General features: G+C 67.1%; 14 protein-coding genes. 3 read left to right on the top strand and 11 right to left on the bottom strand.

The window, feature by feature from the left end:
* Nucleotides 1–1,176: DUF222 domain-containing protein (locus ACWDUA_RS00005; RefSeq protein ID WP_449748959.1), on the top strand; the 1,176-nt coding region annotated here is incomplete at its 5' end.
* Between the two features lie 714 nt (nt 1,177–1,890).
* Here the strand turns inward: ACWDUA_RS00005 and ACWDUA_RS00010 are convergent.
* Genes ACWDUA_RS00010 through ACWDUA_RS00020 form a run of 3 tightly spaced genes read right to left on the bottom strand, consistent with a single transcriptional unit; the run spans nt 1,891 to nt 4,312 of the window.
* The gene (locus ACWDUA_RS00010; RefSeq protein WP_449748960.1) at nt 1,891–2,820 is read right to left on the bottom strand and encodes an LLM class F420-dependent oxidoreductase; all 930 of its coding nucleotides are present in this window, start codon (nt 2,818–2,820) and stop codon (nt 1,891–1,893) included.
* A gap of 38 nt (nt 2,821–2,858) precedes the next feature.
* Nucleotides 2,859–3,842 (bottom strand): isopenicillin N synthase family dioxygenase, encoded by a 984-nt coding sequence (locus ACWDUA_RS00015; protein WP_449748961.1) that lies wholly within the window; start codon nt 3,840–3,842, stop codon nt 2,859–2,861.
* Entirely contained in the window at nt 3,839–4,312 is a 474-nt protein-coding gene (locus ACWDUA_RS00020; RefSeq protein ID WP_449748962.1) for a nucleoside deaminase, read from the bottom strand. The genes ACWDUA_RS00015 and ACWDUA_RS00020 overlap by 4 nt, the downstream gene beginning before the upstream one ends.
* An 86-nt stretch (nt 4,313–4,398) precedes the next feature.
* Between ACWDUA_RS00020 and ACWDUA_RS00025 the strand changes: the two genes are divergently transcribed.
* Nucleotides 4,399–5,976, top strand: coding sequence for a PucR family transcriptional regulator (locus ACWDUA_RS00025; RefSeq protein ID WP_449748963.1), 1,578 nt, complete (start codon nt 4,399–4,401; stop codon nt 5,974–5,976).
* A 71-nt stretch (nt 5,977–6,047) separates the two neighbouring features.
* Here the strand turns inward: ACWDUA_RS00025 and ACWDUA_RS00030 are convergent, their stop codons facing one another.
* Nucleotides 6,048–7,460, bottom strand: coding sequence for a purine-cytosine permease family protein (locus ACWDUA_RS00030; protein WP_449748964.1), 1,413 nt, complete (start codon nt 7,458–7,460; stop codon nt 6,048–6,050).
* Between the two features lie 225 nt (nt 7,461–7,685).
* Here ACWDUA_RS00030 and ACWDUA_RS00035 point away from each other — a divergent pair, with 225 nt between their 5' ends.
* Complete coding sequence (locus ACWDUA_RS00035; RefSeq protein ID WP_449748965.1) at nt 7,686–8,483, top strand: NADPH-dependent oxidoreductase; 798 nt, start codon at nt 7,686–7,688, stop codon at nt 8,481–8,483.
* A gap of 60 nt (nt 8,484–8,543) precedes the next feature.
* Here the strand turns inward: ACWDUA_RS00035 and ACWDUA_RS00040 are convergent, their stop codons facing one another.
* The 7 genes from ACWDUA_RS00040 to ACWDUA_RS00070 form a co-directional block, all read right to left on the bottom strand.
* Nucleotides 8,544–9,017 carry a hypothetical protein gene (locus ACWDUA_RS00040; protein WP_449748966.1) on the bottom strand — a complete coding sequence of 158 codons (474 nt, stop codon included), beginning with the start codon at nt 9,015–9,017 and terminating at the stop codon, nt 8,544–8,546.
* A 245-nt stretch (nt 9,018–9,262) separates the two neighbouring features.
* A complete protein-coding gene (locus tag ACWDUA_RS00045) occupies nt 9,263–9,979 on the bottom strand; it encodes an FAD-binding oxidoreductase (RefSeq protein ID WP_449748967.1) in 717 nt (238 codons plus the stop codon).
* Nucleotides 9,976–10,572, bottom strand: a complete 597-nt coding sequence (locus tag ACWDUA_RS00050; protein WP_449748968.1) for a sulfite oxidase-like oxidoreductase — start codon at nt 10,570–10,572, stop codon at nt 9,976–9,978. Before ACWDUA_RS00050 ends, ACWDUA_RS00045 begins: the two co-directional genes overlap by 4 nt.
* Before the next feature lie 121 nt (nt 10,573–10,693).
* On the bottom strand, nt 10,694–11,386 hold the full coding sequence (locus ACWDUA_RS00055; protein WP_449748969.1) for a tyrosine-protein phosphatase: 693 nt from the start codon (nt 11,384–11,386) through the stop codon (nt 10,694–10,696).
* Nucleotides 11,387–11,502: 116 nt separating this feature from the next.
* Nucleotides 11,503–12,018, bottom strand: coding sequence for a hypothetical protein (locus ACWDUA_RS00060; RefSeq protein WP_449748970.1), 516 nt, complete (start codon nt 12,016–12,018; stop codon nt 11,503–11,505).
* Nucleotides 12,015–13,253 (bottom strand): phosphotransferase family protein, encoded by a 1,239-nt coding sequence (locus ACWDUA_RS00065; protein ID WP_449748971.1) that lies wholly within the window; start codon nt 13,251–13,253, stop codon nt 12,015–12,017. Before ACWDUA_RS00065 ends, ACWDUA_RS00060 begins: the two co-directional genes overlap by 4 nt.
* 1 nt (nt 13,254) lies before the next feature.
* Complete coding sequence (locus tag ACWDUA_RS00070; protein ID WP_449748972.1) at nt 13,255–14,247, bottom strand: DUF7064 domain-containing protein; 993 nt, start codon at nt 14,245–14,247, stop codon at nt 13,255–13,257.
* Nucleotides 14,248–14,360: the final 113 nt, after the last annotated feature.

Raw genomic sequence — 14,360 nt, forward strand, 5'->3', positions numbered from 1 at the left:
GGTGACGCGTTGCGGTATCGGGTGCCGTTGACCGCGGCAACCCTGGCGCAGGGCCGGATCGATGAGAAACGCTTCCGGATCGTGGTGGCCCGGACCCGGCTGGTGAGTCCGGAATCGATCGAGCAGGTCGATGCCCGGATCGCCGAGCAGATCTATGCCCGTGATCAGATGTCGGTGAAACGGTTCACCACCCTGGTCGACAAGACCGTTGCCGTGGTCGATCCGGACGCGGTGAAACGGCGGCGGGCTCATGCGAAGGCCGAACGGAAGGTCACCGTGACCCAGGATCGGTTCGTGCCGGGTCAGTCGCGGATCACCGCGAGTCTGCCGGATGTGGATGCCGCGTTGGTCGATGCCCGGTTGACCGCGATGGCCGAGTCGGTGCATGTCGAGGATCCGCGGAGTCTGGCCCAACGTCGCTCGGATGCGTTGATCGCGAGTTCGGTGCAGCAGCCGTTGGTGTGTCTGTGTCCGGAGTGTGTCGCTGCCACTGTGGACCGGGAGTCGACCCCGCCTGCCGACCCTGACGTGTCTGCTGGGCTTGAGGTGCCGGTGGTGGGGGTGGTGATCCATGTGATCGCCAATCAGTCGACCCTTGACGGTGACGATGACGAGCCGGGGTTCACTGATGACGGTGGGGTGATCGATGCCGATACCGTGCGGGAGTTGGCGATGCAGGACTTCACCCGGTCCACCGGGATCACCCGGGAGATGATGGAGCGGTCGGCGCGGATGCGGTATCGGCCGGGGAAACAGAAGACCGCGTACGTGTTTGCCGCGGATCTGTGTTGTACGTGGCCGGGGTGTAACAATCGGGCGTGGTCGTCGGATGTCGATCACACCGAGCCTTATGATCATGTCCATCCGGAGCGGGGGCCGACCGAGTGGTGGAATCTGAAACCGTTGTGTCGTTTTCATCATCGGATGAAGACGTTCACCGGGTGGCGGGATTTCACCGATGAGTTCGGGCGGGCGGTGTTCGGGTCACCGACGGGGCATTTCTTCGTGGGTAATGCGTATCGGGGTACCGATCTGTTCCTCGGGTTGGCCGATTTGGTGCCGAAACCGTCGGATCATCCGGCGCGGGAGAAGATCGCCGAGCTTTATCGGGAGTATCGGCGTCGGGCTGATCTGGCTCGTCGGCGGTGGGATGAGGCGAACCCGCCGCCGTTTTGATCGGTGGTGGGTTGAGTTGCGGGGATTTCGACTCGGGTCCTCACGATGCTCGGTCCCGGCTCAATCATCAACGGCTAGTTGGTGGTTGAGCCGATGAGGAGCGTAGCGACGAGGCGTGTCGAAACCTCCGACGGCCGACGTTGCCATGTTGCTGCGGGGATCTCGGCACGGGTCCTCGCGATGCTCGGTCCCGGCTCAATCATCAACGGCTAGTTGCTGGTTGAGCCGATGAGGAGCGTAGCGACGAGACGTGTCGAAACCTCCGACGGCCGACGACACGACGTGACCACCTCGGAGGTGGTCACCAGCTCACGCAGGCTGCGGAGATTTCGACACGGGTCCTCGCGATGCTCGGTCCCGGCTCAATCATCAACGGCTAGTTGCTGGTTGAGCCGACGAGGAGCGTAGCGACGAGACGTGTCGAAACCTCCGACGGCCGACGTTGCCATGTTGCTGCGGAGATTTCGACACGGGTCCTCGCGATGCTCGGTCCCGGCTCAATCATCAACGGCTAGTTGCTGGTTGAGCCGACGAGGAGCGAAGCGACGAGACGTGTCGAAACCTCCGACGGCCGACGTTGCCATGTTGCTGCGGGGATTTCGACTCGGGTCCTCGCGATGCTCGGTCCCGGCTCAATCACCAACCGGGGTAGCGACGAGACGTGTCGAAACCTCCGCCGGCCGAATTCGCCGGCGCAACCACCCGGAGACCCGATCAGCCTCCGACGTTCGGGACGACGTCCGCGGCGACGAGGTCGAGGTGGTCGAGATCATCGAGGTCGAGCACCTGCAGGTACACGCGGGTCGCGCCGAGCGCCCGGTACGCCTCGATGGTGGCGACGACCTCCTCCGGGGTACCGGCCGCACCGTTCTCACGCAACTCGTCCACCTCGCGACCGATGGCGGCGGCGCGGCGCGCCAGCTCGTCCTCGGTACGGCCGCAGCACAGCACCAGCGCCACCGAATAGGTCAGGTCGTCGGCGTCGCGGCCCACCTGGCCGCAGACCTCACGAACGCGGGCGTACTGACCGGCGACGGCGTCGAGCGACTGGAACGGGATGTTGAACTCGGTGGCGAATCGCGCGGCGAGTTCCGGGGTGCGGTTGCGGCCCATCCCACCGACGATCACCGGCACCCGTTCCTGCGCCGGCTTCGGCAGGGCGGGCGAGTCCTGCAGGGTGTAGAACTTGCCGGCGTGATCGAAGGTGTCGCCGACGGGGGTCTGCCAGAGACCGGTGATGATCTCCAACTGCTCGGTCAGGCGGTCGAACCGCTCGCCGAGGCCCGGGAACGGGATGCCATACGCGGAGTGCTCGGCGTCGAACCAGCCTGCGCCGAGTCCGAATTCGACGCGACCCCCGCTCATCTGGTCGACCTGGGCCACCGAGATGGCCAACGGCCCGGGGTGGCGGAAGGTGGCGGAGGTGACCAGGGTGCCGAGTCGGATCGTCGACGTCTCGCGGGCCAGACCGGCCAGGGTGAGCCAGGCATCGGTGGGTCCGGGCAGACCGTCGGCGTTCATCGCCAGGTAGTGATCCGAGCGGAAGAAGGCGTCGAAGCCGAGTGCCTCGGCCCGCTTCGCCACGGCGAGCAGCTGATCGTAGGTGGCGCCTTGCTGGGGTTCGGTGAAGATACGAAAATCCACTCGCCCCAACATACGCGGGCGAGTGGATTCCGGCTCGGTCAGCCGACGGTGATCGCGTCCAGACGCTCCTTGATGAACTCGCCGGACACCACCGGCGGCCGCCCGCCGACCTTGCCCACCGGCGGTTCCAGCGGGGTCACGACCGCATCGTGGTCGAGCTCGTAGAAGAAGATCAATGACACCAGGTCTTCTTCCGGTGCATCGGGTTGCGGCGGCAGGACACGATGACGTCCGGCCGGCCAGCGGCCCCCCGACCAGTATTCGAGCAGGTCGCCGATGTTGACCGTCAGCGCCGACGGATCGTATGGCGCGTCCGCCCAACCTCCCTCGTCGCTGTGGACCTGCAGGCCACCGGCCCCGGGCTCGCGGTCGAGGATGGTGACGGTTCCGAAGTCCGTGTGCGGGCCGATCCGGAACTGTCCGGGCTCGGGCTCACCGACCACCGCCATCGGCGGATAGTGGTTGATGTTCGACGTCCACGTGGAGTTCCCGGCGAGGTGAGCGAACGGGTTGTCGGCGGGGGCCGACCCCAGCGCCGCCGCCATCAGGGCGAGCAGATCGTCGGAGAGCGCCTTCATCTGGGACGTCCATGCGGTGAACAACTCCCGCAGCCGCGGCACCTCCGTGGGCCACACGTCGGGGGCGAACCAGTAGTCGTCGATCTCGGGGACACCGACCGGTGTCTGCGCGCCAGAGTTGTAGGTCTCCTTCAGATCCGGCGGGGTCTCGGTGCCCTCCGAGTAGCCATTGGCCTCCAGGCCGGGACCGATCCAGCCGCGCCCGCCCACGGTCACCGCATACCGAGCCTTGACGTCGTCGGGCATCGCGAAGAACTGCCGCGCGGTCGCCCGGAGCGCGGCCGGCAGCGCCGGGTCGATGCCGTGGCCGGTGACCAACAGGAAGCCGGCCTTCTGCAGCGATTCGTCCACATCGGCACACACTGTGGCGGCCGCCTCGCCGCCGGTGCGCCACTGCGACAGGTCGACGGTCAGGATCGGGCTCGCGCCCGCGGTGTCGGTCACCTCGCCTCCTCGTGATCGACGATGCCGATGTCCTCGTTCCACACGGCCGGGTGGGTGTCGATGAACTCGCCCATCATGCTCACGCACCGCGGATCGTCGACGATGGTGACGGTCACCCCGAGCTCCCGCAACCAGTCCTCCCCACCGGTGAAGTTGCGATTCTCGCCCACGATCACCGAGCCGATACCGAACTGGCGGATGAGACCGCTGCAGTACCAGCAGGGTGCGAGGGTGGTCACCATGATGGTCGACGAGTAGTCACGTTGGCGGCCCGCCGCCCGGAAGGCATCGGTCTCACCGTGCACCGAAGGGTCGTCCTGCTGGACGCGACGGTTGCGCCCCTCTCCGAGCAGGGTCCCGTCCGCGGCGAACAGGGCCGCACCGATCGGGATTCCGCCCTCGGACAGGCCGGTCATGGCCTGGTGATAGGCGGTGTCGAGCAGGGTAACCGGGTCAGGGATGGCGGTCATCTTTCGAGAATCCGCCCGCGGACACGTGGCGGCAACCGACAGTTCGTCGCCTCGCGGGGACGATCCACTGTGCATATCGTCTACTCATGACCGACACCACCGGCTCGCCCACCCTGCGTGAGGTGATCGACCGTCACCTCGCGGGTTCCGACCCGCGGGTGTTGACCGCCCACGACCGGCTCGACGTGGCGGTGTCGTGGGTGCACTCGAGTGAGATCTTCGAGATCGGACCGCTGCTGTCGGGTGGCGAACTGCTGTTAACCACGGGACTCGGCCTGGCCGGCCTCGACGCCGGAACCCGCCGCCACTACATCCGTGACCTCGCCGACCGCGGTGTCGCGGCCCTGGCATTCGAGATCGGCCGCACCTTCGACGAGATCCCCGAGGAGATGATCCGCGAGGGCTCGACGGCGCATCTGCCGATCATCGAACTGCGGAACGTGGTTCCCTTCATCGACGTGTGCCGTGCCGCGAACACCGCCATCGTCTCCGACGAGCTGGCCGGCCTGCGCCTGCGGAGCGCTCTCGACTCCAGGCTGCACGCGGTCCTCACCACCGCGGGCGGAGCTGCGGCGATGATCGCGCACATCGCCACCGCGACGGGGTGCCCGATCGTGTTGGTCGGGGCGGGTGGCGCGTTGCTCGCCGCCCACGGCGCCGACGACGACCGCGCGGCATGGCGCCTGGTCGACACCGCGATCGCCTCCGTGCCGATCACCGTGCGCGACCGGGAGATCGGCACGCTGTACGCGGGACCCCTTGCGGGCCGTCGGGATTCGAGGCCCGAGGACCAGGAGAAGGTCACCGAACTACTCACCGTCGGCGCCGGTCCGGTCGGGGCCGCACTCACCCGCTCCGGGCCGGGCCGCTCGGCGATCGGCGCCCGACTGGTGGCCGAACTGCTCGACGGCCGCCCGGTGCGACGCGCCGACCTCTACGCCCGACTGACGAGTTCGGGTGTGCCGCTGACCGATTCGTCCCACCTGGTCGCGGTGGCGGTCGATGCCCCCGATCCGCGGATGGCCGAGACCGTTCTCGCCCGTGCCGATGCCACCGGCGCGGTGGTTCACGCGACCGTCGATGCCACCGTCCACGCGTTGATGCTGGTGCCCGGCACCCGGGATCCCGACGGTTCCGACCCCGTGGACCGGATTCATCGGGCGATCACCGCCGCGGCGACGCGGGTCGGACGGATCACCGCCGTTGTCGGGGATGCCACCGCCGTCGGCGGTTTCGATTCCGGGGCGGGATTGTCGGGTGCGCTCGGCGACGCGCTGCGCACCTCGTCCGAGCGACTGTCCATCGCGATCGGGGTGCGCCGCGACGGACCACGTGGTGACGGGGTGTTCACCGGCCGGGAGCTGGCCGCCGATGCCGCCGCACGCACATTGCCCGAGGTGATCGACATCGAGCTCGCGCGGTTGCTCGAACCCCTTCGCGCACATGATGAGAACCTTTCGGCCCAGCTCGCCCACACCCTCGATGTCCACCTCCGGTACGGCTGCAGTGCGACGCGTTCGGCCGCGGCCCTGCACATCGGACGACAGAGCCTGTACCAACGCCTCGACCGGATTCGCGGACTCCTCGGATTCGATCCGACGACACGAGAGATGTACCCGACGGTGTTGCTGGCGCTCGGTGTTCTTCGCGCACGTTCCCGCTGACCGACAGGAATGGAACGGGGTCCGGACCGCCGCCCGTCGGCGCCGGCCCGGACCCCGGGTCTGCTCCCCCTCTACCGGTCTTGCGAACTCTCGACACGTCCACGGGCCAGGATCACGTATCCCACGAACGCGAGCACGAACCCGACGAACGCGCCGATGTCACCGAGTTCGGGGACCGCGCGCACCGCATAGCCGACAAACCGTTCCTGATTGCAGAACAGTAGGACCGACACGACGAGCGCGATCACGAATGCGGCCACACCACCCCAGTTGGTGTAGCTGCGGTCGTAGAGCAGAGACAGGGACGGCGGCTCCTTGCGGAGCAACCGGTCGGCGAACACGACGCCGAGCCACGGGCCGATCCAGTAGGCCACCAACAGCAGGAACGCCTCATACGATGAGGCGGCGTCCGCCAGGGCCCACCATGCGACCAGGAATCCGACGACTCCGAAGAACACCGACACCATCGCGCGCTGCGCACCGATCGGGAGTGTGAATCCCATCGTCACGAAAGCCATCGCGCCCGAGTACACATTGATCGCATTGGCGGCGACGGCGCCGACCGCGATGGCGAGCAACGTCAGATTGGCGACGAAGCCCGGGAAGTTGGCGGTGAACGCCTCGGTGGGGTTGTCGGACTCCACACCACCGATGGTCATCGACGCCGCACCCACCACCATGAGGGCGGTGGTGGCGACGAACAGTCCGGCCGAGGCGAACAGGCCGGTCTGCAGTCGTGACACGCTCGGCGGCAGGTAGCGCGTGTAGTCGGCGGCATACGGTGTCCAGCCGGCCGTGTAGCCGAAGGCCGCACCCACGGTGAGCAGGAACCCTCCCATCGAGAAGCCACCCTCGGCCGAGCCCATCGAGACGTCGGCCTTGTCGAAGATGATCACGGCGCCGACCAGGAAGATGATCGCGAGGATCGGTGCGGCGAGCCGCTCGAAGCGCTGCACCAGGTTGTGTCCGAAGAATGCGAACGCGGTCTGGATCACGACGATCAGGATCAGACCGGCCAGCGGGGTGATACCGCACAGGGTGGACAGCGCGAAGGCGCCGCTGACGCTGTTGGTGGCGAACCAGCCGACGCCACACATGATCGCCATGAACGTGGCCGGCAGGATGTTGCCCCGGTAGCCGAAGCTCAACCGGCCCAGCACCATCTGCGGCACACCGTGCAGCGGCCCTTCCGCCGACAGCAGGAAATGCGCTATCGCACCGAGCAGGTTGCCGATCACCATGGCAAACACGGCCTGCCAGAACGACAGCCCGAAGTAGGCGACCGAGATGACGCCGACGAAGATGGTCGCGAACTCGAGGTTCGGTGCCGTCCACGTCCAGAACAGGCCCCGCGGCTTGCCGTGGCGGGCATCGAGTGGGATCGGTTCGTTGCCGCCGGGCTCGACGGCCAGGACCTTGTCGCGGTAATCCGTACGCGCAGCGTCGACGGTGCCGTCGGCCGTGGTGTCGGGAGAAGCGGTCATGGCGACACTCTGCTGCGCCACACCGTCCGGGACAACCGACGAATTGTCAGTCGAAGTCCGATCGACGCCATACAGATCGGATGCGCGACCGCACCGTACGGGATTCACGCGTCCACCGCCACGGCTGTGACGTTCATCGATCGGCCCGGGTGCACGGGAATCGAAGCACCCGCGGGTGTCGTTCCCGACTACTGACAATCCGTCCCACCGACCAGGAGTAACGACGTGCCCGTCACCGAACGCTATGCCGATGCCACCGCAGAATTGCAGGTCACCAGCGAATCCCTCACCGTCGCACTGGCCCACCGTTCGGTCCGCAAGTTCACCGACACCCCCGTCGACGACGACACCCTCCACGCCGTCATCGCCGCCGCCCAGTCCGCTCCGACGTCGTCGAACCTGCAGGCGTGGAGTGTCGTCGCAGTGCGCGACCCACATCGCAAGGCCCGGCTGTCGGCGTTGGCCGGCGACCAGCAGCACATCGTCGACGCACCGCTGTTCCTGGTGTGGATCGCCGATCTCGACCGTGCCCATCGGCTGGCGGCTCGCGCCGGGGCGGTGTTGGACGGCGCGAACCACCTCGAGAGCACCCTGATCGGGGTCATCGACGCATCGCTCGCAGCGCAGAACGCGGTGGTCGCCGCGGAATCGGTGGGCCTGGGCACGGTGTACATCGGGGCGATCCGCAACCACCCGCGCGAGGTGGCGGCCGAACTCACGCTTCCTCCACACACCGTGGCCGTGTTCGGCATGGCCATCGGTACCCCGGATCCCACCGAAGACGCCGGGATCAAACCCCGGCTGCCACAGAGCGCGGTCCTGCACCACGAGGTGTACGACACCGAGCGGGCCGACGCCGACATCCCGCGCTACGACGCCGCGGTCGAGGAGTACTACGGCCGGTTCGGGCTGACCGGTAACTGGAGTGAACGCGTCCTCGCCCGCCTCGGCGACACCGCGGCACTGCACGGCCGGGAGAAATTGCGGGATGACCTCGAGCACTTCGGGTTGTCGACCCGCTGATCGGCCCGCTCGACACGGCGGTGGCGGCCTCGGCCCGCTCGCCACCGCCGTCGTTTCTGCTCACCACAGATCGTAGGAGACAGTCACATTCGGGTATCCGGAGTCGATCTGCGGGGCATTGATCATGTAGTGCCCGCCACCGGAGATCCCGGTCATCGCGGTGTTCACATCGCCCTGCACGTCCTCGACGTCGTAGGTGGCACGCGGCCCGAGGGCACCGATCCGGTAGTCGACGAAGACCGTCTCGTAGGAGCTGTTCGGGGCGACGGCGGTCACCGTCTCGCTCGCCCCAGGTGCCAGCGTCGCCCGGGGTGCCTGCACCCACTGGCCGGTGCCGGGTGTCGCCCCGGCCAGCCGCTCGGTCTGATCGGTGTGGTTGGTGATCGTCATCGCGATCGTGGGCTCCCCGGGGTGGGTGACCGGCATCGTGCCGGCACTGGCCAGTCCCGCGCCGCCCAAGGCCAGGCCGGCGGCGATACCCACGCCGGCCAGGCCGGCGATCGTGCGGTTCTTGATGCTCTTGGTGATCTTCACGACGTACTCCTCGGCCTCGGGTCCAGGCCCATCGTGGTCCGCACCGTCTGTGGTGCGTGGTCCGTGGGGTCCGGGCTCTGTGTTTCTGACATCACCGACTCTGCCGCTCCCCGCCGTGATGCGGACTCCACCGGTGGTGGGAACCGATGGCCGAGTACGGCCTCCCCCGATCGGGGGAGGCCACGTGGGGCACCTGCGCGGTGGCGACGACCACCCGCGACGACAGACGTTCGGACCGGCGGCGGTCAGCCGAACCGTTCGGTCCGGATCCGCCCGGCGGCATGGCCGGCCGCGACCATCGCCGTCGCACAGTGCTCGACGAAGCCGTTGGTGCCGCAGATGTAGATCACCGGCTGCGCCTCGGGTGGGATCGTTGCCTGGACCAACTCGTCGGCGGTGATCCGACCCGGCGGGCGGGTGTCGTCATCGGGTGCCACCCGGGTGTGGAAGATGTTGACGGGCAACCGATTGTGCTCGGCCAGCTGTCGGAACTCGGCGGCGAAGTACCGCCGTTCCGGTGATCGGATCGAGTAGACCAGGTTGAACGGTGTCTGCGGGGCCCAGAGTTCACGCATCCGGATCATCGACATCAGCGGGACGATCCCCGAGCCACCGCCGATCAGCTGGACCGGCCGCGCATCCTCGATGTTCCACGTGAACCATCGGCCGTGCGGGCCACTGATCTCCAGGGGTTCGCCGACCTCGACCACGTCGACCAGATAGGGCGACACCTCACCGTCGTCGGCGCGTTCGACCGTCACCTCCACGGTTGCGGTCTCGCGAACATCCGACAGCGAGTAGGCGCGCGCGGTGGAATAGCCGTCGGCGGCGGTCAGTCTGATGTCGACATGCGCACCGGCGTCGGCGCGGACCGGTTCGCTCAGCGCCAGGCGGAGCGTGCGGGCGGTGGGGCTCTGCCACGCGTCCCCGATCACGGTGGTGATCTGCCATGCGGTGGTCACGAGTACCGCTGCTCACGCCACGGGTCACCGTAGATGTGATAGCCCCGCTCTTCCCAGAATCCCGGCGCATCAGAAGACATGAACCGCAGGCGCCGAACCCATTTGGCACTCTTCCAGAAGTACAGGTGGGGTACGAGCAGCCGGACGGGACCACCGTGCTCGGGTGCGAGTGGCTCGCCGTCGAAGGTATCGGCCAGCCACGCGCGGCCGCCGACCAGGTCGGCGAGGGGAACGTTGGTGGTGTATCCCCCATAACAGTGGGCCATCACGAACGCATCGGGCTCCCATGGAAGGGCCGCGAGCAGATCGTCGAATGCAACCCCGCGCCATCGGGTGTCGAATTTCGACCAGTGCGTCACACAGTGGATGTCGGTGGTGACGTCCCGGTGCGGGAGCGCACCGAACTGTGTCCAGTCGAGGGTGTGCGCCCGGTGATCAGACGACTGGATCGTCAAGCGCCACTTGTCCAATGGCAGGACCGGGGTGGGCTCGGCCGACAGCACCGGAAAGTCGACGGTCGAGTACTGTCCCGGGGGCAGCCGTTCGGCGTGACGGTCGCGGCGGCCGACAAAACCCCTGTTGACTATCGCCATGCGGCGAGTGTAGTCGGGGCATCGGCCACCGTGCTCGGTGATGCTCGACCGCACCGCGTTCGACGTGTGCCCGCAATCGCCGCGGGGCACAGTTCGAGAACTCCCGACCCGGGATCCCCGGTCAGAGTTCCGACCCGAACCGATCTGCCCAGTGCCGCAGGCGGTCCTCGTCGGCACCGTTGCCGACCGCCCATCCCCAGGCACCACCGGCAGACCCGCTCACCCGGTCGATGACGAGTTCGATGGCCTCCGCGGGTGTTCCGAAGACCGGATGGCCGACCCCGATGGCCGCGGGCAGTCGACGGCGGCCGGACATCCGGGCGTAGATGTGGTCGATGGCCTCGCCGGTTCGGAGATAGTCCGTGACGATCGCCTCGGGTTCCACGTCGGCCAACAGCAATGCGACGGCGACGACGACACCGGTACGGTCCTTCCCGGCAGCGCAGTGCACCAGGGTGGCACCGTCCGGATCGAAACTGTTGAGCGCACCGGCGATCCGCTCCGCAGAGGTGTTCAGCATCCGGTCGTACAGATCGACCAGTGACACCTCCACCAATCGATCGAGCCGCGCACCCGAGAACACGGGATTGCTCACCACCCGGACACCGGGGTCCCACGCCGCCGCGAGTTTCGCGGCCTCGGCACCATCGCGCAGATCCACCACCGTGGCCGGCGGCCATGCGAGGTGGACCGGGTCGGTGTCGCCGAGATATGGGGCGTCGCTGCGCAGCAGGATGCCGTGCCGGGTTCGGCGGCCACCCCTGATGGGCAGCCCACCGAGGTCTCGACCGTTCACAATCGACTGCACGGACATGCCTCGACCCACCATCCCGGATTCGTTTCCACTATTGGTCATACCATAGCCTGGTCAGGTCCCCTCCAACATTTCCGGTCGGTGACAACCCGCCGACAACACGGTGGAGGCCACGATCACCCCCGGGCGTCCAGGAGGTCGTCGAGCGGACGGATACTCTCCGGGTGCGGGTCGAAGCCCATCGGCCGGTACCAGGACCGCTCGAACTCGACCACGTCTTCGGAGCCGTCGAGAACCGCGACCTCCATCGCCCTCCGGGTCTCGGGGTCCACCTCGGTATCGAGCACCCGATGGACGACGGCACCCAGGCGAGCGGTCGCCGCCCGTAACCCGGCGACCTGCGCGTCGGCGTTTCCCAGCAGCCCTTCCGCCTGTCCCATCGCATCCGCCAGCTCGGACGACCCACTCCCGAGAACCGCATGGAGTCCGCGGGCCAGGTCCAGCCGGGTGCGCAGTTCGAACCGGGCCCTCGCCCCCAGCCGGTCGAGTCGCGAATGCAGGAACTCGAGGGTGCCCAGGGACAGTGCCAACTGCTCCTGTGCCATCGGGTCACCTGCATCGACCGCAGGTGCCACCACATCCCGCAGCGACTTGATCACCGCACGCAGTGCGTTCTCGGAATGATCGATCATCGGATCCGCTCCTTCAGCAGGTCGATCAGCTGTCGTGACAACACCGGGACCATGCCCCCGACCCAGGACAGGAGGACATCCTGGTGGGTCTTGCCCAATCGCGAGATGCGATACGCGGTGGCACGTGTGGCGACGATCAGCTGGTAGGTGTTGGCGATCTTGTAGTAGGCCAGCCGGTCACGGTCGACGGTGAATCCCGATGCCGCCTCGTACTCGCGGAGGAACTCCTCCTCGGTGAACAGACCGCACACCAGGTAGTCCCCGGTCTCCGGATCGGTGTGGCCGAAGGTGGCGTCGGTGGCCCAGGCGAGATCGCGATGGCGATCCCCCAGGTGGCAGTACTCCCAGTCCAGCCACGCGGTGATCTCCGAGGTGGTCTCGTCGAAAAGGAAGTTCCCACTTCGATAGTCGCCATGGATGATGCTCACGTGGTCGACGACGGGCAGGTTGCGTCGGAGCCACCGGCCCGCCACATCCATCAGGGGGAGATCTTCACCCCGGTCTTCCTCCCACACCCGCTGATAGTGGTTGAGCTTCCATTCCGCGGCCTGCGTGGTATCGGGTCCGGGACGGTCGAACCATCGTAGGTCGAGTCGTGTGGTGTCCAGCGAATGGAGAGCCGCGAGCTGGTCGACGAACTGTCGGCCGAGCCGGTTTCGGAGTTCTGGACCGAACATCGTGCCCAGTCCGCTCACCGCACCGGAGTCGGTCGCGGTCGGCTTGGTCACGCCGGGGGCGAAGTCGTAGATCAGCGCCGGTTCGGGAAACCACCGGCCGGACGCGTCGAGCCATCGCACCGTGGGCACGGGTAGCACATCGCCGACCGCACCGAGGATCTCGGCCTCCTGCTTGCGGCTGGTGGCGTTGAGCGATTCGGCCGGGTCCATGCGCACCACCAGCACATCGGTGACGTCGCCGCGGTCCGGGTCGGTCCACCGCAACGTCACACGCATCTGCATCTTGGATGCACCACCGGACAGCCATCGGCTGTCGGAGATCGTGAACGGGCCGTCGATCGTGTCGGCCAGCATCGACCCGAGATGGCCGACGAGTTCCTCGAGGGTCACCCTCCGATACTGACTCCCGTTACGGCGCCGCATCTTTCGGACGAGCATCGCGTCCAGCTCGGCGTCGACCGGGAATCGGCGTCGAAGGTCCTCGATGAACTCCGATGACGGATCATCACGCAGGCCGAAGTCGTCGAACGGACTTGTCCGTGGCTCCATGGTGGTCATGTCACGCCCCCCGACCGTGCTTGGAGACATGCTCGGACAGATAGTCCAGACCGAAGATGTCGGCCATCTCCCCGTATCCGACGACACCGTCGTACTCGTACCGGTGCAGGCTCTGGAACGCCACGTCCCGAGGGTTGAAGCCATACCACGGATGGGCGGCGATCGCGCTGCCGCGGAACTCCCATTCCTTGCCGCCGGCGCTACGCACCTTCAGGTGGTTCGAGACGGTGAGCATGTCGATGCGTGCCGCCTCCACCCGAGCCCACGTGAGACTCTCGGTGACGCCGTTCTCGGTGACGAATCCGAATCGGAGGTCGCCGTATCTCACCTGGCCGCGTTCGATGGTCATCTCCACCGCGAGATGCATCGCCAGTTCCGGACCGAAGTTCACCGAGATCCACGACACCGCCCAGGTTCCCAGGTCACGGCGCGGTCCCCAGCTGTGGTCCATGCTCTCGTAGCATTCGACCGTGTACCGCTTGCCGCGCAGCTCCAGCTCTCCGGTGATATGTCCCTTCACCTCGAAGTGACCATTGGCCCAGCCGTCACCGTGGGTGTCGGCCGATGCCACCGAATCGGCCGCGGTGAGCAGCGCGTTCTCGGCGGGATCGTGCATGTCGAAAGGGTGATGGGTCGCCTCGAAGGTGAGGTCGAACGCGCAGTTGTCCAGCGCGTTCTCGTATCGGAAGTGGTAGTCCCGCGGCGCATCGGACACCTTGACGCTCAGCCCGTTGGCGAGTTCGAAGTCGGTGAACGACTCCGGGCACGGCAGATGGACCTGGCAGTCGGCGAGATCCATCTCGGCCGGCGACGGGCACATCCCCTGGGCGAGCGCCACCGACGACAGCGCCACACCGAGATTGGGGCGGGCCAGGACGTAGGCATTGCCCAGGATCCCGGCTTCCGGGACGCTGAAGATCAATGCGGTTGTCTCGGTCCACGTCCAGTCCTCCGGATCGCGGTCATGGAAATCGCAATCGTGTTCTTGGATCATGTTGCTTCCTTGCGAGTTTGACGTTTCGGACCCGACGGGTCACGTGCCAACAGCATCCGCCCGAACTCACGTCGCAGTGGCGCACGTCACGCGATATCCCCCAGAAGCGCCCC

It is taken from the genome of Gordonia sp. NPDC003376 (genome assembly GCF_053589235.1).

What these genes read in the sequence shown, in the direction of transcription:
- ACWDUA_RS00055 (WP_449748969.1), bottom strand. Translation starts at nt 11,386, where the DNA reads ATGTCCGTGCAGTCGATTGTGAACGGTCGAGACCTCGGTGGGCTGCCC.
- ACWDUA_RS00050 (WP_449748968.1), bottom strand. Translation starts at nt 10,572, where the DNA reads ATGGCGATAGTCAACAGGGGTTTTGTCGGCCGCCGCGACCGTCACGCC.
- ACWDUA_RS00065 (WP_449748971.1), bottom strand. Translation starts at nt 13,253, where the DNA reads ATGACCACCATGGAGCCACGGACAAGTCCGTTCGACGACTTCGGCCTG.
- ACWDUA_RS00070 (WP_449748972.1), bottom strand. Translation starts at nt 14,247, where the DNA reads ATGATCCAAGAACACGATTGCGATTTCCATGACCGCGATCCGGAGGAC.
- ACWDUA_RS00020 (WP_449748962.1), bottom strand. Translation starts at nt 4,312, where the DNA reads ATGACCGCCATCCCTGACCCGGTTACCCTGCTCGACACCGCCTATCAC.
- ACWDUA_RS00025 (WP_449748963.1), top strand. Translation starts at nt 4,399, where the DNA reads ATGACCGACACCACCGGCTCGCCCACCCTGCGTGAGGTGATCGACCGT.
- ACWDUA_RS00060 (WP_449748970.1), bottom strand. Translation starts at nt 12,018, where the DNA reads ATGATCGATCATTCCGAGAACGCACTGCGTGCGGTGATCAAGTCGCTG.
- ACWDUA_RS00030 (WP_449748964.1), bottom strand. Translation starts at nt 7,460, where the DNA reads ATGACCGCTTCTCCCGACACCACGGCCGACGGCACCGTCGACGCTGCG.